The 18,840-nt window shown below is 65.7% G+C and carries 16 protein-coding genes and 1 other RNA gene; 14 read left to right on the top strand and 3 right to left on the bottom strand.

From position 1 onward, the window contains the following. Positions 1-199: 199 nt before the first annotated feature. On the top strand, positions 200-472 hold the full coding sequence (locus IVB01_RS25990; protein ID WP_247278453.1) for a hypothetical protein: 273 nt from the start codon (positions 200-202) through the stop codon (positions 470-472). 7 nt (positions 473-479) lie between these two features. Here the strand turns inward: IVB01_RS25990 and IVB01_RS25985 are convergent, their stop codons facing one another. Next, the gene (locus IVB01_RS25985) at positions 480-1,850 is read right to left on the bottom strand and encodes a PLP-dependent aminotransferase family protein (protein WP_247278454.1); all 1,371 of its coding nucleotides are present in this window, start codon (positions 1,848-1,850) and stop codon (positions 480-482) included. Positions 1,851-1,929: 79 nt separating this feature from the next. Here IVB01_RS25985 and IVB01_RS25980 point away from each other — a divergent pair, with 79 nt between their 5' ends. Continuing rightward, entirely contained in the window at positions 1,930-2,358 is a 429-nt protein-coding gene (locus IVB01_RS25980; protein WP_247278455.1) for a DUF983 domain-containing protein, read from the top strand. A 74-nt stretch (positions 2,359-2,432) separates the two neighbouring features. Then, positions 2,433-3,146, top strand: a complete 714-nt coding sequence (locus tag IVB01_RS25975) for an alpha/beta hydrolase (RefSeq protein WP_247278456.1) — start codon at positions 2,433-2,435, stop codon at positions 3,144-3,146. A gap of 163 nt (positions 3,147-3,309) precedes the next feature. Here IVB01_RS25975 and rnpB read toward each other — a convergent pair. Beyond that, positions 3,310-3,740, bottom strand: an RNA gene (gene rnpB, locus IVB01_RS25970) — RNase P RNA component class A. A gap of 149 nt (positions 3,741-3,889) precedes the next feature. Between rnpB and IVB01_RS25965 the strand changes: the two genes are divergently transcribed. Further along, positions 3,890-4,243, top strand: coding sequence for a YciI family protein (locus IVB01_RS25965; RefSeq protein ID WP_247459037.1), 354 nt, complete (start codon positions 3,890-3,892; stop codon positions 4,241-4,243). A gap of 132 nt (positions 4,244-4,375) precedes the next feature. Further along, on the top strand, positions 4,376-5,611 hold the full coding sequence (locus IVB01_RS25960; protein WP_247494993.1) for an RNA polymerase sigma factor: 1,236 nt from the start codon (positions 4,376-4,378) through the stop codon (positions 5,609-5,611). Between the two features lie 92 nt (positions 5,612-5,703). Here the strand turns inward: IVB01_RS25960 and IVB01_RS25955 are convergent, their stop codons facing one another. Continuing rightward, the gene (locus tag IVB01_RS25955) at positions 5,704-6,567 is read right to left on the bottom strand and encodes an N-acetylmuramoyl-L-alanine amidase (RefSeq protein ID WP_247278607.1); all 864 of its coding nucleotides are present in this window, start codon (positions 6,565-6,567) and stop codon (positions 5,704-5,706) included. Between the two features lie 444 nt (positions 6,568-7,011). On the opposite strand from IVB01_RS25955, the gene rsmH reads away from it, so the two are divergent. The 9 genes from rsmH to murG all read left to right on the top strand — a co-directional run bounded on the left by rsmH (position 7,012) and on the right by murG (position 18,780). Beyond that, on the top strand, positions 7,012-8,001 hold the full coding sequence (gene rsmH / locus IVB01_RS25950) for a 16S rRNA (cytosine(1402)-N(4))-methyltransferase RsmH (RefSeq protein WP_247278458.1): 990 nt from the start codon (positions 7,012-7,014) through the stop codon (positions 7,999-8,001). 3 nt (positions 8,002-8,004) lie between these two features. Next, entirely contained in the window at positions 8,005-8,397 is a 393-nt protein-coding gene (locus tag IVB01_RS25945; RefSeq protein ID WP_247278459.1) for a hypothetical protein, read from the top strand. After that, a complete protein-coding gene (locus IVB01_RS25940) occupies positions 8,394-10,148 on the top strand; it encodes a penicillin-binding protein 2 (RefSeq protein ID WP_247278460.1) in 1,755 nt (584 codons plus the stop codon). Before IVB01_RS25945 ends, IVB01_RS25940 begins: the two co-directional genes overlap by 4 nt. Positions 10,149-10,231: 83 nt before the next feature. Continuing rightward, entirely contained in the window at positions 10,232-11,689 is a 1,458-nt protein-coding gene (locus tag IVB01_RS25935; protein ID WP_247278461.1) for a UDP-N-acetylmuramoyl-L-alanyl-D-glutamate--2,6-diaminopimelate ligase, read from the top strand. Further along, positions 11,686-13,065 carry a UDP-N-acetylmuramoyl-tripeptide--D-alanyl-D-alanine ligase gene (gene murF, locus IVB01_RS25930; RefSeq protein WP_247278462.1) on the top strand — a complete coding sequence of 460 codons (1,380 nt, stop codon included), beginning with the start codon at positions 11,686-11,688 and terminating at the stop codon, positions 13,063-13,065. Before IVB01_RS25935 ends, murF begins: the two co-directional genes overlap by 4 nt. A gap of 170 nt (positions 13,066-13,235) precedes the next feature. Further along, entirely contained in the window at positions 13,236-14,339 is a 1,104-nt protein-coding gene (gene mraY / locus IVB01_RS25925) for a phospho-N-acetylmuramoyl-pentapeptide-transferase (protein ID WP_247278463.1), read from the top strand. A gap of 7 nt (positions 14,340-14,346) precedes the next feature. After that, a complete protein-coding gene (gene murD / locus IVB01_RS25920; RefSeq protein ID WP_247278464.1) occupies positions 14,347-15,747 on the top strand; it encodes a UDP-N-acetylmuramoyl-L-alanine--D-glutamate ligase in 1,401 nt (466 codons plus the stop codon). A 616-nt stretch (positions 15,748-16,363) separates the two neighbouring features. Then, positions 16,364-17,515 carry a putative lipid II flippase FtsW gene (gene ftsW, locus IVB01_RS25915; protein ID WP_247278465.1) on the top strand — a complete coding sequence of 384 codons (1,152 nt, stop codon included), beginning with the start codon at positions 16,364-16,366 and terminating at the stop codon, positions 17,513-17,515. A 164-nt stretch (positions 17,516-17,679) separates the two neighbouring features. After that, a complete protein-coding gene (murG, locus tag IVB01_RS25910) occupies positions 17,680-18,780 on the top strand; it encodes an undecaprenyldiphospho-muramoylpentapeptide beta-N-acetylglucosaminyltransferase (RefSeq protein WP_247278466.1) in 1,101 nt (366 codons plus the stop codon). The last annotated feature ends 60 nt before the right edge of the window (positions 18,781-18,840 follow it).

Genomic DNA, 18,840 nt, shown 5'->3' with positions numbered 1-18,840 from the left:
ACTGTTGATCACCAGCGCCCGCATAGCACGCTTGCTGCCGTGCCGGTCAATCCGTGCTGCACGCAAGCGTGATCTACGGGGTTCGGGCTTTCGCGAAAGACACGCCTACATGACGGTCGTACTTCAGTACTTCAATCCTGCGGCCCGTCCGACGCCATCGTGCGCTCCGTTCGGTCAGTCCCGCACAAGATGATGGAGAATGACGGTGACCCGCATGAACATTGCCGTTGCGGCCGCGCTGATGTCGGCGGCGGCCTTGATGCCGACAATAGCGCAGGCGCAGCTTTCCGAACCTGCGGCCTATCAGGCCGCCCATCCCGACCGCGACGTGCTGAATGGCGGACAGCTCACGCCGGCAGCGCGCGCCGCGCTCGGCCAGCAGGGCATCCCGCGCGACGCCTATGCATCGCAGGCCTATCCGTCACCCGCTGTGCCTGCGCTTCGCGCGCGCCATCGCCGTCAGCATCGATAGGTTTTCGCTAGACGATCTGCCTGGTGTCGGCCGGCTTGTGCAGCGCGCTGACCAGGATGCGCAGCGCCTCGGTCAATTCCGCCCTGTTGCGCGCTGCGCCCAGCGAGACTCGCGCCGCATGCGGCGGCATCCCATCGACGGTGAAGGCTTCGCCGGCGACCAGTGCGAGTCCATTCCGCAAGAGATGCCCCGCGACATCGGACCGGCCCTCCGGCAGCCTCAGCCAGAGATGATGGGCGGCGGGCCTGGCCAGGAACTGAAATCCTTTCAGCGCGCGCTGCGCGAGCTGCTGGCGGCCAACCGCTTCGTTGCGGATGGCGGCGATGATGCGATCGGCAATGCCGGTCTCGATCCAATGCGTCACCAGCGCCACCATCAGCGGTGCCGGCATCTGCACGGTGGCCTGCAAATGGCTGCGCATCGTCTGCTGTGCATCGTTGTCGGGCGTCAGCAGATAGGCGACGCGAAGCGCCGGCGCGATGCATTTTGACAGCGTGGTGGCGAGATAGGTCCGTTCGGGAATGAGGTTCGCGATCGGCGATGCCGAACGGTCGAGCAGCCCGTAGGCGTCGTCCTCGATCAGTGTCGTACCGGCATCGCAGATGATCTTTGCGATCGCGCTGCGCCGCTCGGGGGATAGCGTCGCCGTGGTCGGATTGTGCAGCGTCGGAATGAGATAGACGGCTTTCGGCCTGTGGGTGCGGCAAGCGTCTGCCAGCGCGTCGGGCAGGATCCCGCCGTCATCCATGGCGACGCCGACGAGCTTGATACCAAGCCGCGCCGCGGCGGCCTTGATGCCGGGAAAGGTGAGCGCTTCGGTCAGAACGATGTCGCCGGGCCGTGCGAGATGGCTGAGCAGGTTGAACAGGATCGTCTGCGCGCCGGGAAAGATCACGAGCTTGTCGGCATGCGCATGCGCAACGCGGGCGCGCATCCAGCGTGCCGCAACCTCGCGCTCATGTGCGCTGCCGCCGGGCGGCTGGTAGTTGAGATGCGCCGTCAGGCCCGATTGCGCGCGGATGGCTCCCATTCCGGCGATGATGCGCTCGTCGAGCTGTGCCTCCAGCGGCTGTGGCGGCACGTTCATCGAGAGGTCGATCGCGACTGGGTGGGGCAGGTCGACCGCGCGGCGCGCGCTGGTCTCCGACACGAACGAGCCCTGTCCGACCCGGGCCTCCATGATGCCGCGGCGCCGCGCCTCGGTGTAGGCGCGCGTCACCGTGGTGAGGTCGATGCCGAGCGCTTTTGCGAGCGCGCGCTGTGTCGGCAATTGCTGGCCGCGCACCAGTCGGCCCGCGGCGATGTCGGCCTCCATGGCCTCGACGATACGCTGGTAGCGCGGGCCGGAAAGCTCGGAGATTGTCGGGGTCCAATCCATGCAATTTGGCTCCATATCCTTTGAATGTATGGATGCAATACATTATTGTATGGATCGTGGAAAAGGAAGAGGTGTGGTCATGGCGACGGTCTCTCTGGCGAAGGCGATGTGGCGCGGTTTCACCGGCAAATGTCCGAATTGCGGGGAAGGGCACATGTTCGGCCGCTTCCTGAAAGTGGCTGACGCTTGCGATCATTGCGGCGAGGAGCTGTTGCACCAGCGCGCAGACGACTTTCCGGCCTATCTCGTGATGGTCGTGGTCGGTCATCTCGTGGTGCCGGCGATCCTTGCGGTTGAGACCGCCTATGCGCCGCCGGAGTGGCTGCAACTCGCGGTGTGGCTGCCGGTGACGCTGTTCGCGTCGCTCGCATTACTGCAACCGACCAAGGGGGCCATCGTCGGGCTGCAATGGCAACTCGGCATGCACGGTTTCGAGGCGAAGAAGCTGCGGCGCGAAGGCAATGCGCTTGCACCGGTGTTGGTGAGGGCGGACACGCGCGGGGCCTAAAGCGGCCGCAGCGTTTTACATCGCGCGTTCGGCCGTTACACTCCGTCGGACAAACAAGAACGATGGAAACGCCGATGTCCGCACGCTCGAAGACTTTTCTGCTCTGTCATGGCGCATGGTCCGGTGGCTGGGCCTGGAAGAACATGCACCCGCTGATGGCGCAGGCCGGCCACCGGCTGGTCGCGCCGACCTACACGGGTCTCGGCGAGCGCGCGCATCTGGCAAGTCGTTCGATCGATCTCGACACGCATATCCAGGACATCCTTAACGTCATCGCTTTCGAGGACCTCAGCGACATCGTTCTGCTCGGCCACAGCTATGGCGGCATGGTCGCCACCGGCGTCGCCGACCGCGCACGCGAGCGCGTGACACAATTGATCTATCTCGATGCCTTCGTGCCCCGTGACGGCCAGTCGCTGTTCGACCTCAACGAAGGCGGGCGCGAGCCGATGCGAAGGGCGGCCGCCGGCGGTGACGGCTACCGCATCCCGCCAAACCCACCGCCGCCTGACACGCCGCAGGCCGATCTCGACTGGCTCAATGCGCGCCGCGTCCCAATGCCGATCAAGTGCTTCGAGGCGCGGCTGAAGCTCGCGCACGGCGATGCGACAGTGCCGCGCAGCTACATTTATTGCACGCGCATTCCGCCCGGCGATGTATTCGGGCAGTTTGCGAGGCGTACCAAGAGCGAGGATGGCTGGCGCTATGTCGAGCTCGACGCCAGCCACGCGCCGAATGTGACTGCACCGGAGGCGCTGATGGCGGTGTTGCAAGAGATCGTCGGTTAGTGTCTTCGTCATTCCGGGGCTCGCGAAGCGAGAGCCCGGAATCCATCGATCGCCTGAATTTGCTGCCCGATGGATTCCGGGCTCGATGCTGCGCATCGCCCCGGAATGACACCTCTAAAATGGTGAGGGGCTCGGCGCATTCACGCCGAACCCCTCGTTGCAAGATATCAGCCGGCCTGTAAGCCGGGTTCTGTAAGGCACCGCCCGCTTGCGCGAACGGTACGTGACGGCCATTCCTCTGGGGTCATGTTTGCACATGGCCTCGAGCAACCTACCCGGACGGCGGGCCTGACATTGCCCCGCGGCGTTATCGCTTGCGCGAACGGCCCGCTGTGCCGTCCCTATTCGGTTTTGCTCCCGGTGGGGTTTGCCATGCCGGCTCCGTTGCCGGATCCGCGGTGCGCTCTTACCGCACCTTTTCACCCTTACCTCGCCGAAGCCCCGAAGGGGCGAAGGCGGGCGGTTCGTTCTCTGTGGCACTTTCCCTGGGGTTACCCCCGCCGGACGTTATCCGGCACCGCATGTCAAGGGAGCCCGGACTTTCCTCCCCGGCGGCCTTTCGGCCCCTGCCGGAGCGGCCGTCCGGCCGACTGACGGCTTACGCATGGAGCATTTGTGACGGTTCCGTCAAGCCGATATCGCCGCGCGTGCGGGCTTCAAATAATTTATCCTGAAGATGTCGTTTGGTGCGTGCCCCGTTCGACTGGATGTCGGCAACACAGCCGAACCACAGGAGTAAAGCAATGCAGTATCTGCTGATGATCTACCAGAACGAGGTCGAGTACGCCAAGAACGATGCGGCGACCAGCCAGAAGATGCTGGCGGAATATCAGGCCTTCACGCAATCCATCATCCAGAGCGGCAACTTCAAGGCCGGCGACCGCTTGCAGCCGACGACGACGGCGACGACCGTGCGCGTGCGCGATGGCAAAACGCTGACGACTGACGGCCCGTTCGCGGAGACGCGCGAGCAGCTCGGCGGTTACTATCTGGTCGAAGCCAAGGATTTGAATGCCGCGATCGAGATTGCGGCGCGGATTCCCTCCGCGCGCATCGGATCGATCGAGGTGCGGCCGATCTGGGTCTATGACAAGTGAATGATCGCACCCTCGTCGTTCCGGGATGCGCCGCAAGGCGCAGGCCCGGAATCCATGACCACGATCCGGATTATGGATTCCGGGCTCGTCGCTGGCGCAACGCCCCGCAATGACGTTGGAGGTGGTGATCGCATGACCCCTTCCGAGATCGAAGCCATCTTTCGTGACGAGGCGGGGCGGGCGCTGGCCACGCTGATCCGCCTCGTCGGCGATTTCGATCTCGCTGAGGATGCGCTCCAGGATGCCTTTGCCGTCGCGCTGGAACGCTGGCCGGCATGCGAGATCCCCGACAATCCGCGCGCCTGGCTGGTCAATGTCGCGCGCAACAAGGCGATCGACCGCATTCGCCGTCAGGCCGTCTTTCGCGGCAAGCAGCAAGCGCTGGTGCATGAGCTCGAGCTGAATGCGCAAGCGCCTGACGAGCCGCCGGCCATGCTCGACGACGACATGCTCAGGTTGATCTTCACCTGCTGCCATCCCGCGTTCGCAGCCGAAGTCCAGGTTGCGCTGACGCTACGCACCGTCTGCGGGCTCTCCACCGCGCAGGTCGCGCGCGCCTTTCTCGTCAGCGAGGAGGCAATGGCGCAGCGGCTCGTTCGCGCCAAGCAGAAGATCCGCCTTGCCGGTATTCCTTACGAAGTGCCCGAGCGCGACGCGCTGGCGCTGCGGCTCGACGGCGTGCTCGCCGTGATCTATCTCGTCTTCACCGAAGGCTACGTCGCGACGTCGGGTGCGGACCTGATGCGGCCCAATTTCGCCGCCGAGGCCATCCGGCTTGGCCGCCTGCTGGACCGGTTGATGCCCGATCGCGCCGGCACGAAGGGCGTGCTGGCCTTGATGCTGCTGCACGACGCGCGCCGCGCCGGGCGCGAGACAGCGGCCGGCGATATTGTGCTGCTCGAAGAGCAGGATCGCGGGCTGTGGGACCGCGCGCAGATCGAGGTAGGCCTGCGGTTGGTGGATGACGCCCTGCGCGTGCCGGGCCGGCCGCATCCCTATGCCGTGCAAGCCGCGACCGCGGCGTTGCATGCTCGCGCGACCAGCTTTGCGCAGACCGATTGGCCGCAGATTGCGGGGCTCTATGAGGTCCTGCTGCGCGTCAACCCGTCACCGGTGATCGAGCTGAACCATGCCGCGGCGGTGTCGATGGTCGATGGTCCTTCACGTGCGCTCGCTCTCGTCGATGCGATCACCGCCCGCGGCGGGCTCGCTGGCTACGAGCTGTTGCCCGCCGTACGCGCGGATCTGTTGCGGCGGCTTGGCCGCAAGGACGAGGCGCGCGAAGCTTATCGCGCGGCGACGGAGGCGACGCAGCTGGAGCCGCTGCGGCGGCTGTACGCGCGAAGGATCAAGGAGATGGGTAACTAGCACCGTCGTTCCGGGGCGATGCGAAGCATCGAACCCGGAATCTCGAGATTTTGGGTCCGCACGTCGTGCGCCCCGGAATGACGGCTATGCCATCACTTCGACGCGACCGCCGTCCCTTCCGCGGGCAAGCTCGCCAGCAGCGCCTGCAATGTCGACAGCGTCGAATGATCGGCGATACCATCCAGCCGCGCCGGGCGGAAGTGGCGCTGGAAGGCGGTGACGACTTCCATTGTCGCGGCGTCGTATTTGCCGGTCAGCGGCACGCCATAGCCGTACCGGGCGAGCGCCTGCTGCATGCTCAGCACGGCGTCGCTGATGGTGCCAAGCATCAGGCTCTCGCCGCGCACGACCGGGGCGGGCGTCACCCAATGGCCAACGCCGGAATTGGCCAGCGAATGCCACGGAAATTTTTCGCCGGGATCCTTCTTGCGCGCGGGTGCGACGTCGGAATGGCCAAGCACCCGGTGCGGCGGCACCTTGCGGCGGAGCATGATGCCGCGGCATAGCGCGATCACGGCGGCGATCTGGCGCAGCGGATACTCCGGATAGCCCCAGTCATGGCCGCGATTGATGATCTCGATGCCGATCGAGCAGGAGTTGATGTCATCCTCGCCGGCCCAGGACGAGACGCCGGCGTGCCAGGCGCGCCTGGCCTCGGGCACGCATTGCACGATGCGGCCGTCCTCCAGCACGACGTAGTGCGCCGACACGTCGGTCCCCGCCGTGCACAGCCGCGCCAGCGCGCCCTCGACATCGGGCATGCCGGTGTAGTGCAGCACGATCATGTCGGGCTGCCGTCCCTTGGCGCGCTCGCCATGGTTCGGCGAGGGGATGATGTCGGAGACGATCGAGGAATCGGGATCGAACGTTCGCATGCCCGCCGCGGCTTTGGGAACCGGGAGAACGCGTTGACGCTTCGAATCAGCTCCAGACGGCGTGGACGAACCGGACGGCATGAACAGCTCGAGTTGGACGAGAGTGTGGGCCAAGCCCTTCTCTTTACTATTCCTTTACCCTTCGGCCGCGCGCAATCGCGCGGCGCGGTTAACGGATGCATTTTGGCGCATGTGTGTGGATGAAGCATCACCACGGCGTCACCTTTTCGACTTGTCGCGAGCCGATCAACGCTTTCTTAACGCTAAGGGCCGTTACTCAGAGATGAAGAGCCGACCCGCGTCCGGAGGCGGCCAAAGCGTATTTTGGCTCGAAATCCCATGGCTGCCCGACAAATTCCACTGGGAACACTGGGTTTGCGGCCCGGGACAGCCGGGCTTGGGAACCGTGCTAGACGAGGGCTTTGTCGTGGAACCGCCGCGACGCAGAATCATTCGAGGCGTCATGGGCTGCTTCGTCCCCAATCTGGCATCGACGCCGGGCTGGGTGTTCGGCAGGCGTGGCGCATGAGCTCGGCTCCGCACATTCCCGTTCTCGGCCGCGAGGCCGTTGACCATCTCGCCCCGCGCGCGGGCGGCATCTATGTCGACGCCACCTTCGGCGCCGGCGGCTACAGCCGTGCCATTCTCGACGTGCCGGGAACCCGGCTCATTGCCATTGACCGTGACCGCACTGCGATCGCTGGCGGTGCCGAACTCGTCGAACGCTCCGCGGGCCGGCTCACGCTGGTCGAAGATCGCTTCTCGAACCTCGCCGAAGTCTGCGCGGGGCAGGGCGTCGAGGCGATCGACGGAGTCGTGATGGATGTCGGCGTGTCCTCGATGCAGCTCGATCAGGCCGGCCGCGGCTTCTCCTTCCGTCTCGACGGACCGCTCGACATGCGGATGGGGCAGACGGGGCCGACCGCGGCAGACGTCGTCGCCCGCGCTTCCGAAGGCGATCTAGCCGACATCATCTATCTCTTCGGCGAAGAGCGGCATTCGCGGCGCATCGCCCGCGCCATCGTGGCAGACCGGCAGGAGACGCCGTTCACGACCACGCGCGCACTCGCTGATCTCGTCGGCAGGGTCGTGCGCTCGAAGCCCGGGGACATTCACCCGGCGACGCGGACGTTCCAGGCGCTGCGCATCTTCGTCAACGAAGAGCTGGAGGAACTTCAGACGGCGCTCGCTGCGGCCGAGCGCGTGCTCGAGCCCGGCGGCCGCCTCGTCGTGGTCTCGTTCCATTCGCTGGAAGACCGCATCGTCAAGAATTTTCTCGCCTCACGTTCCAAGAGCGGCGGCGGTTCGCGGCATCTGCCAGAGGTGGCGCAAGCCGCGCCGAGCTTCCAGCTGCTGACGCGGCGGCCGATCGTCGCCGGTGAGGACGAAGTTGCGCTCAATCCACGTGCGCGCTCCGCAAAGCTGCGCGCCGCCGAGCGTACCTCGGCGCCCGCGCATCATGATGGCGAGCCATCGTCCTGGCCAAGACTCTCCGACGTCATGAGGGGCGGCTAGCGCATGCGCTTCATCCACCTCCTCGTCATCGGCGCGCTGATCTTCGCGGCAGCCCATGTCTACCGGATCAAGATGGACTCCACCGCGCGCACCGAGAAGGTGCTGCGCCTGCATGCGGAGATCCGGGAGCAGCGCGATGCGATCGCCTCGCTGCGCGCTGAATGGGCCAAGCTCGATGCGCCCCTGCGCCTGCAAGGACTGTCCGACCGGCATCTATCGCTGAAGCCGGTCAACGGCACGCAATATGACTCGCTGAAGAACCTGCCGGAGCGCCCGCCGCGGATGTTCAGGCCGGGCGAGCCCGACCCGATCGGAGCGATGCTCAATACTATCGAAGCCGCGAGCGATCCCGACACTGTGACGGGCTCCGTGCCTCAGCCGGAGGACAATCAATGAGCGCTCCGATCCCGGCAAAACCCACAGAAAAGCCCACCGAGCCCTGGCGGCAGCGGCTGATCCGCAGCCTGCTCTACGGGCGCAACGTCGATCGCGCCGCGAAGGCGCGCGCGCGCGTTGGCCTGGCGATGCTCGCCTTCGCCTCGGTCTACGCCCTGATCGGCGGCCGCCTCGTGATGTTCGCGATCGGGGCCGACGCTCACGGTGCCCGCCGCGCCGCGGCGCAGGAGGTGGTCGCAACCGCGCGGCCCGACATCGTCGACCGTAACGGCGCGATCCTGGCAACCGACGTCAAGGCGGCGAGCCTGTTCGGCGAGCCGCGCCGCATCATCGACAAGGACGAGGCGATCGAGCTTCTGACCGCCACCATCCCCGATCTTGACGAGGCCGAGGTGCGCGAGCGCCTGAAGACGCGCAAGGGCTTCGTTTGGCTCAAACGCGAGGTCACGCCGAAGCAGCAGCAGGACATCCACAAGCTCGGCATTCCCGGCATCGGCTTCCTGCGCGAGAACAAGCGCGTCTACCCGACCGGCAACGAGGTCGCCCACCTGATCGGTCTCGTCAATATCGATAACCAGGGCATCGCTGGTCTCGAGAAGTGGCTCGACAACCAGGGGCTCGCCGATCTCCACCGCGCCGGCTTTGCCACCGACCGGCTGCAAAAGCCGATCGAGCTCTCGGTCGATCTGCGCGTCGAGCATGCGCTCCGCGACGAACTGTTGAAGGCCAAGGACAAGTTTCACGCCAAGGCCGCCTCCGGTATCGTCTCCAACGTCAAGACCGGCGAGATCGTGGCGATGGTGTCCCTGCCGGACTTCGATCCCAACAATCCGAAGGAAGCGCACGACCCCGACCGCATCAATCGCCTGACCACCGGCGTCTACGAGATGGGCTCGACCTTCAAGGCGTTCACGCTGGCGATGGCGCTCGATTCCGGCAAGATCAATCTGAACTCGTCGTGGGATGCGCGCGGGAACCTGCACTACGGCAAGTTCACCATCCACGACAGCCACCCGCTCGGGCGCTTCATCAACACCAAGGAAGTGTTCACCTATTCGTCCAACATCGGCGCGGCACGGATCGCGCTTAACCAGGGCGTCGAGGCGCATAAGGCGTTTCTCGCCAAGATGGGCCAGTTGACGCGGCTGCGTACCGAGCTGCCGGAGAGCGCGGCGCCGCTGATCCCGCGCCGCTGGAGTGAGCTGAACACGGTCACGGCTGCGTTCGGCCAGGGCCTCTCGGTGGCGCCGCTCCAGGCGGTGATGGGCATCAATGCATTGGTGAACGGCGGTTACCTCATTCCGCCGACCTTCATGAAGCGCAGCGAAGCCGAAGCGGCGGCGCTGGCCAAGCGCGTGATCAAGCAGGACACCAGCGACAAGATGCGGTATCTGATGCGGCTCAATGCCGAGATCGGTACCGCCAAGACCGCCGACATCAAGGGCTATTACGTCGGCGGCAAGACCGGCACGTCCGAGAAGGTCATCAACGGCCGCTACGCCAAGAAGCGTGTGCTCAACTCGTTCACCGCCATCCTGCCCTGCGACGATCCGAAATATCACGTCCTGATCATGCTCGACGAGCCGCAGGCCATTCCTGAAACGAAGGGTTTCATCACCTCGGGCTGGAACGCGGTGCCGACCGGCGGCAAGGTGATCGAGCGGATCGCGCCGCTTCTGGGCGTCGAGCCCCGGTTCGATCTGCCGCCTGCGGACCGCCTTATTCTTGCAGCATCCAGAACAACCCAGTAATCAACCGGGTAGGCCATTGCCGCTGCTGAGTCGGGCTTTTCCGAAGATTCGGCTTTCCGGCACGGCGTGTCGGCTGGAAGACCATGAAGCTGCGCGAACTGCTAGGCAATGATGTCGTAATTGAGCCCGCTGCCGCGGCGCTCGATGTGACCGGCCTTGCCCTCGACAGCCGGCAGGTCAGGCCGGGCGATCTCTTCTTCGCCCTTGCGGGCAGCAAGACGGACGGTGCGCGCTTCGTCGATGCTGCGGTCGCGGCCGGCGCGGCGGCCGTCGTCGGCGATCATGCGCCTGATGGCCGCAAGGTGCCGTTCGTGACGGTCGCCAACCCCCGTCGTGCGCTGGCGCTGGCGGCGGCAAAATTCTTCCCTGCGCAGCCTTCGACGATTGCCGCGGTCACCGGTACCAGCGGCAAGACCTCGGTTGCGGCGTTCACGCGCCAGATCTGGGAGCGGCTGGGGCATGCCTCCGCCAGCATCGGCACCATCGGTCTCGTCTCGCCCAAGCACACCGTCTACGGCTCGCTGACGACGCCGGATCCGATCGCGCTGCACCGGCAGATCGACGACATCGCGCGCGACGGCGTCACGCATCTCGCCTTCGAGGCGTCCTCGCACGGGCTCGACCAGTACCGCCTCGACGGCGTGCGCGTCTCGGCCGCCGGCTTCACCAATCTCTCGCGCGACCACATGGATTACCATCCGACCGTCGCGCATTACCTTGCGGCCAAGCTCAGGCTGTTCCGCGAGCTGGTCGCCCCTGACGGCGCGGCTGTGATCTCGGCCGATCATGATTGCTCGGCGGACGTCCTCGACGCAGCGAAGGCGCGCGGCCTGCGCGTGATGGCGGTCGGCCGCAATGGGGACGGGGCAAGCGAGGGCATTCGTCTCGCCGGCGCCGAGGTCGAGGGCTTTTCGCAAGCGCTCGCGATCGAGCATCGCGGCAAGTGTTACGCGGTCCGTCTCCCGCTGGTCGGCGAGTTCCAGATCGAGAACGCGCTGGTGTCGGCCGGCCTTGCCATCGGCACAGGCAGCGATGCAGCCGATGTGTTCGCGAGCCTCGAACATCTCGAAGGCGCCAAGGGACGTCTCGAACGGGTCGGCGAGCGCAACGGCGCACCGATCTTCGTCGACTATGCGCACAAGCCCGATGCGCTGGCGAAAGCTTTGCAGGCGCTCCGTCCCTACGCCAGGCGCAAGCTGGTCGTCGTGTTCGGCGCCGGTGGCGATCGCGATGCCGGCAAGCGGCCGATCATGGGCGAAATCGCGGCCGAGAACGCCGACGGCATCATCATCACCGATGACAATCCGCGCAGCGAGAAGCCGGAAGCGATCCGCGCGGCGATCCTCGCCACCGCGAAGGGCGCCCGCGAAATCGGCGACCGCACTGCTGCGATCCGCGCGGCGATCGAGGACTTGCAGGAGGGCGACGCGCTGCTCATCGCCGGCAAGGGCCACGAGACCGGACAGATCGTCGGTGGCGAGGTGCTGCCCTTCAGTGATCACGAGGCGGTCGCCGCCGCATTAGCATCGAGGGTTGCATGAGCGCGCCGATATGGACGGTTGCCGAGGTGGCGCGTGCGCTGGGCGTCGGCGGATCGTTCCCGGATACGCCGATCGATTTCGTCACCCAGGACAGCCGCCTGGTGAAGCCGGGCAGCCTGTTCGTCGCGCTGAGCGGAACACCGAGCGGCGGCTTCGTCTCCGCCTTCGCCAGCGCGCGTGACGGCTGGGAGTTCGCGGACAAGGCGGAAGCTTCCGGAGCGGTCGCGATGATCGTGCCGCACGAGATCGCGGGCATCCGCATTCCCCAGATCGTCGTGAAGGACACATTGATCGACGGCCTCTGGGGCCTCGCGCGCGCCGCACGCACGCGCTTTCGTGGTGCGGTGATCGGGCTGACCGGCAGCGCCGGCAAGACCAGCACCAAGGAGTTTCTGGCCGCTTATCCCAACGCCTATGCCAGCCCCTCGAGCTTCAACAATTTCTGGGGCGTGCCGCTGACGCTGTGCAATGCGAGGCTAGATGCCAGCGTGTGGGTCGTCGAGATGGGCATGAACCAGCCCGGCGAGATCGCGCGGCTCAGCGAGTTGACCCGGCCGACGGTCGCGCTCGTCGTCAATGTCCAGCCGGTGCATCTGGAAAAGCTCGGCTCGCTCGAAGCCATCACGCGCGAAAAGGTGTCGATTGTACGTGGCCTGCCCGAGGACGGCGTGCTGGTGTTGCCCGCCGGGATCAAGGCGCCGGAATGGAAGGGCAAGGTGGTGCGCTTTGGTGAGCATGCCGAGGTGCATGAAGTCGCGCACGCCCCGCACGGCGAGAGCTGGCAGGTCGTGGCCAGGCTCGGCAAGAAGGAGATCGCCTTCAGCCTGACGCCGGGCGCGCCGCACCGCGTGCAGAATGCGTTGGCCGCGCTCGCCGCGATCCGCGCAGCGAACCTCGATGCGGCGACGCTCGCGATCAAGCTCGATCGGGTCGGCATCATGACCGGCCGCGGCGTCGAGCAGGCGGTCGGCGGTATCACCGTGATCGACGACAGTTTCAACGGCAATCCGGCCAGCATCGCAGCTGCGCTGCAAAGCTTGCAGGCGCGCAACGTGACCGGCGGCCGTCGCATTGCGGTGCTCGGCGACATGCTGGAGCTGGGCGCTGACGCGCCAACCTACCACACCGGCCTTGCCAAGCATCTCGAAGGTATCGATGGCGTCTATTGTGTCGGCCCCTTGATGCGCCACCTCTTCGACGTGCTGCCATCAGGCAAGGGCCTCGGCTGGCACGACGATCCCGCCACGCTGAAGCCGGACGAGGTTGCGAGCCTGCTGAAGGCAGGCGACGTCGTGGTTGTCAAGGGCAGCAAGAAGATGTTCTGGGTCAACAAGTTTGTGCCGGGCCTGGTGGCCGCCTTGCAGGCAAAGGCGTAAACTGCTTGGAAGGCGCTGCTCCCGAATCCCGCCCTTTGCGGCGCAAAACCGTCCGTTTTCCCTGAGGTCGCGACCGATCCGATGATGAAAACCAGCGAATGCGCGTGAGCACGTTGAGGCCAACAACAAAGCCAAGGCCGCGTGTGCAAAGGCGTCATAGGACCGTCTGAATGTTTTACTGGCTGATCGAGCTCTCCAACACATTTCCGGGATTCGGTGCGTTTCGCACCTTCCTGAACGTCTTCCGCTATATCACCTTCCGCACCGGCGGCGCCATCGTCACCGGCGCGCTGTTCGTGTTCCTGTTCGGTCCCTGGATCATCGATCATTTGCGCATCCGTCAGGGCAAGGGCCAGCCGATCCGCACCGACGGTCCGCAATCGCACCTCGCCAAGAAGGGCACGCCCACCATGGGCGGGCTGATGATCCTGTCCGGCCTGACCGTCGGTACCGTGCTGTGGGCCAATCCGCTCAACCCCTATGTCTGGATCGTGCTGGCGGTGACGCTCGGTTTCGGCTTCGTCGGTTTCTATGACGATTACCTCAAGGTGACCAAGCAGACCACGACCGGGTTCGGCAGCAAGCTTCGCCTATTGATCGAGGCGGTGATCGCGCTGGTTGCCTGCTACGCGCTGGTGCGGCTGAATCGCGATCCGGCGTCGACCGCGCTGACGATTCCGTTCCTGAAAGACACCGTGCTGCATTTCGGCTGGTTCTTCGTCGTGTTCGGCGCCTTCGTCATTGTCGGTGCCGGCAACGCCGTGAACCTCACCGACGGCCTCGACGGGCTTGCCATCGTGCCGGTGATGATCGCGACGGCGAGCTTTGCGATGATCGCCTATCTCGCCGGCAACGCCGTGTTCGCCGACTATCTCCAGATCAAATATGTCGCCGGTACCGGCGAGCTCGCGGTGCTCTGCGGCGCATTGCTGGGCGCCGGTCTCGGCTTCCTCTGGTTCAACGCACCGCCAGCCTCGATCTTCATGGGCGACACCGGCTCGCTCGCGCTCGGCGGCATGCTCGGCGCCATCGCGGTGGCGGTGAAGCACGAGATCGTGCTCGCGGTGATCGGTGGCCTGTTCGTGCTGGAGGCGGTCTCCGTCATCGTGCAGGTGGTGTCGTTCAAGCTCACGGGAAAACGCATCTTCAGGATGGCGCCGATCCATCACCATTTCGAGCAGCTCGGCTGGACCGAGCCGCAGATCGTGATCCGCTTCTGGATCATCTCGGTGATGCTGGCGCTCGCCGGCCTGTCGACGCTGAAGCTGCGGTGATGGATCGATGATTCCGGTCACGTCCTTTGCCGGCAAGACTGTCGCTGTGTTCGGCCTCGGCGGTTCGGGGCTCGCCTCCTGCCATGCGTTGAAAGCCGGTGGCGCCGAGGTGATCGCCGCCGACGACAATGCCGAGAACATCGCCAAGGCGGCGCAAGCCGGCTTCGTCACCGCGGATTTGCGCAACATCTCGTGGGCGAGTTTTGCCGCATTGGTGCTCGCGCCCGGCGTGCCGCTGACCCATCCGGTGCCGCATTGGAGCGTCTTGAAGGCGCGCGAGGCCGGCATTGAGGTGATCGGCGACATCGAGCTGTTCTGCCGCGAGCGGCGCCGCCACGCGCCGGATGCCCCGTTCGTCGCCATCACCGGCACCAATGGCAAGTCGACCACGACGGCGCTGATCGCGCACCTGACGAAAGTGGCCGGCTACGACACCCAGATGGGCGGCAATATCGGCACCGCGATCCTGTCGCTGCAGCCGCCGCGCATGGGCCGCGTCCACGTCATCGAGATGTCCTCCTACCAGATCGACCTCGCGCCCTCGCTCGATCCTTCCGTCGGCATCCTGCTCAATGTCAGCGAGGACCACATCGACCGCCACGGCACGATTGCGCATTACGCCGCGGTGAAGGAGCGTCTCGTCGCCGGTGTGCAGGCGGGCGGCACCGCGATCGTCGGCGTCGACGATGGGTTTTGCCGCGACATCGCCGACCGGCTCGACCGCGCCGGCAAGAACGTAGTGCGTATCTCCGTCAAGAACCCGCTGGCGAGCGGCATCCATGTCGAGCACGGGAACATCGTGCGCACCTCGGGTGGCGCCCGCAGCGAAGTCGCTGCGCTCGGCGGTATCGGGTCGCTGCGTGGCCAGCACAATGCGCAGAACGCGGCCTGCGCCGCGGCCGCTGCGCTCGCGATGGGCATCAATCTTGATGTGCTCCAGAACGGCCTGCGCAGCTTTCCCGGCCTTGCGCACCGCATGGAGCAGGTCGGTCGCCGCGGTAACGTGCTGTTCGTCAACGACTCCAAAGGAACGAACGCCGACGCCACCGCGCACGCGTTGTCGTCCTTCGCCGACATCTTCTGGATCGCCGGCGGCAAGCCGAAGGCGGGTGGCATCACCAGCCTGACCTCCTTCTTCCCGCGTATCCGCAAGGCCTATCTGATCGGCGAGGCCGCGCAGGAATTCTCCGGCACGCTCGGCCGCGAGGTTGCGCACGAGATCAGCCAGACGCTGGACGTCGCGGTCGAGCATGCCGCGCGCGATGCGGAAGCCTCAGGGCTCACCGACGCAGTCGTGCTGCTGTCGCCCGCCTGCGCTTCCTTCGACCAGTACCGCAATTTCGAGATCCGCGGCACCAAGTTCCGCGAACTGGTGCAGGCGCTGCCGGGCGTGAAGCCGGTGGTGTGAGGATGTCGCGGCGACGCTGGACTGGAATTATCGTCGCTGCTCTTGCTGTCCCGGTCGCCGCGGGTTTCTTCTTTGCTGTCCTCATTGACAACGTCATGAGCGGATTCGGCGCGTGCCGCGTCGTTCGCTTCCCCCAGCGGCAGTAAGCTGGTTGTCGTGGTCTGGAAGGAGTGCGGAGCCACGGTACCCGACAGCACGCAGGCCAGCATCGTGGCTCGCGGTCGGACGTTCTCGCCTGAGAGTACGCCGACGTTTCTTAGTGTGCGCGGGCACCTTGATCCCGTCGTCGCCTGGAGTAATGAGCGGGCTGTCAGGATCGGTTTCATTCCCGGTCCAAACCAGGTCTACAAGCGCGATCAGCGCGCGGGGGACATCACGATCAATTACGAGTAGCGCTATCGTGTCCCGGACGCGGTGCGGCACGAAGTGACGCTCCGCAGAGCCGGGACCCACAAGCCGCTGGGCCCCGGCTCAGCAGCGCACCACGCCGCGAAGAGGCGGCGCGCTGCGCTGCGTCCGGGGCACGAGACTGTTCACAACTTCATCCACTTCCATTAACCCCCCGGTAACCAACCTCGGCGACCAATGGACTATCTCTGTCCGAAAGCGGCCGCCCATGCTCTCCCGTGAAGAACGCACCCCCTTTTCCGAGTGGTGGTGGACCGTCGACAAGCCGCTGATGGGCGCCATCCTGGCGCTGATGCTGACCGGGGTGATCCTGTCGCTGGCGGCGAGTCCGCCGGTTGCGACCCGCATCGGCCTCGATCCCTTCCATTTCTTCGGCCGTCATGTGTTGTTCCTGGCGCCGTCCTGCCTGGTGCTGGTCGGCGTCTCCTTCCTCTCGCCGCGGGCGATCCGCCGCTCGGCCCTGATCATCTTCGCAGCGAGCATCATCCTGATCGTGCTCACGCTCGCTATCGGCCCGGAGGTGAAGGGCTCGCGGCGCTGGATCACGCTGCTCGGCGTCAACATCCAGGCCTCCGAGATCGCAAAGCCGTCGTTCGTCGTCATCGCCGCCTGGCTGTTCGCGGAATCGACCAGGCGGCCGGAGATGCCGGCGACCTCGATGGCGCTGGTGCTGCTCTTGATGCTGGTCGCGCTGCTGGTGATGGAGCCGGATTTCGGCCAGACCATGCTGATCCTGATGGTGTGGGGCTCGCTGTTCTTCATCGCCGGCATGCGCATGGTCTGGGTGTTCGGGCTTGCAGGCCTGGGCGCGGCCGGCCTGTTCAGCGCCTACCTTTTTGTTCCCCATGTAGCGGGTCGCATCAGGCGCTTCATGAACCCGGCCTCTGGCGACACCTTCCAGGTCGATACTGCCATGGAAGCCTTCTACAATGGTGGCTGGTTCGGGCTCGGACCGGGCGAGGGCATAGCAAAACGCAGCCTGCCGGACAGCCATACCGATTTCGTGTTCGCGGTCGCCGCCGAAGAGTTCGGCATCATTCTGTGCCTGGCCATGCTGGCGCTGTTCGCTTTCGTCGTCATCCGCACGCTGTCGCGCGCCTATGCCAATGAGGACATGTTCTCGCGCTTTGCGGCCTCTGGCCTTGCCATCCTGTTCGGCGTGCAGGCGGCGATCAACATGTCCGTCAATCTCCAGCTCATCCCTGCCAAGGGCATGACGCTGCCGTTCATCTCCTATGGCGGCTCCTCGATCGTGTCGCTGGCGTATGGCGTCGGCATGATGCTGGCGCTGACGCGGCTGCGTCCGCGCACCGAGGTTGAGGCAAGCGGCCACGCCGAGGCCATGCGCAGCTACGCGTGATCCTCAGCCCGAGGAGCCGCGCTTCGCGCAGCGTCTCGAAGGGCGCGGCCACCGGTCGGGCCTTCATCCTTCGAGATGCGCGTTCCGCGCTCCTCAGGATGAGGAACTGGTAGTCCGGCCGACTGCGCTCGCAATGACAGCGGAGGACTTGTAAAAGGGCAGTTATGGACACGTCCCCCCTGATTCTTCTCGCCGCGGGCGGCACCGGCGGCCATCTGTTCCCGGCCGAGGCGCTCGGCGTCGAATTGATCCGGCGCGGCTTTCGCGTCCGCCTCGTCACTGACGAGCGCGCACTGCGCTATAGCGGCCTCTTCAGCAAGGACATGATCGACGTGGTGAGCAGCGAGACTGCGCGCGGTCGCAATCCGTTCCAGCTTGCCTATGCCGGCCTCACGCTCGCCGCCGGCACGCTTTCCGCCTACACTCTGATCAAGCGATTGAAGCCCGTTGCCGTCGTCGGCTTTGGTGGCTATCCGACGTTGCCGCCGTTGGTTGCGGCAAAATTCGCCGGCGTGCCCGGCATCATCCACGACGCCAACGCTGTGCTCGGCCGCGCCAACCGGTTCCTGTCGAGCCGCGTCCGCGCCATCGCGACGTCCTTGCCCGGCGTGCTCGACCGCGATCCGGCGCTATCGGGCAAGACCACGACGGTCGGCACGCCGATGCGGCCCGCGATCCTCGCGGCTGCAGCGGTGAAATATGTCGCGCCTGAAGTGAGCGGCCCGCTGCGCCTGCTCGTCGTTGGCGGCAGCCAGGGCGCGCGCATCATGGCCGACATCGTGCCGGGCGCGATCGAGCGGCTCGAGCCTGCGCTGTGGAGCCGCCTCGTCCTCACCCAGCAGGTGCGCGAGGAGGACATGAATCGCGTTCGCGCGGTTTACGACAAGCTCAAGATCAAGGCCGAGCTCGCACCCTTCTTCACGGATCTGCCGGCACGGCTCGCCTCCAACCATCTGGTGGTGTCGCGTTCCGGCGCGGGTACGGTCGCCGAGCTTGCCGCGATCGGGCGGCCCTCGATCCTGGTGCCGCTCCCCGGCTCGATCGACCAGGACCAGTTCGCCAATGCCGGCGTGCTGGCGAAGGTCGATGGCGCCATCCGCATCCCGCAGACCGAGTTCAGCTCGGATCGCCTTGCCGCCGAAATCTCCGCCTTCGCCGCCGAGCCGGGGCGTCTTGCTGCCATGGCCGAAGCGGCCCGCAGCGCGGGCCGGCTCGATGCGGCTGAGCGGCTCGCCGATCTGGTGGTCAAAGTCGCGGGAATCTGACGCGAAAAAGCCCTTGTCATCGCCTTCCAAAGCGGGGCATCCAGTAGGAAAGGCGCGCGG

Source organism: Bradyrhizobium sp. 164 (assembly GCF_023073715.1).
GTDB lineage: Bacteria > Pseudomonadota > Alphaproteobacteria > Rhizobiales > Xanthobacteraceae > Bradyrhizobium.
The sequence above is the reverse complement of the archived record's forward strand: the minus strand, read 5'-3'. Positions and strand labels throughout refer to the sequence as shown.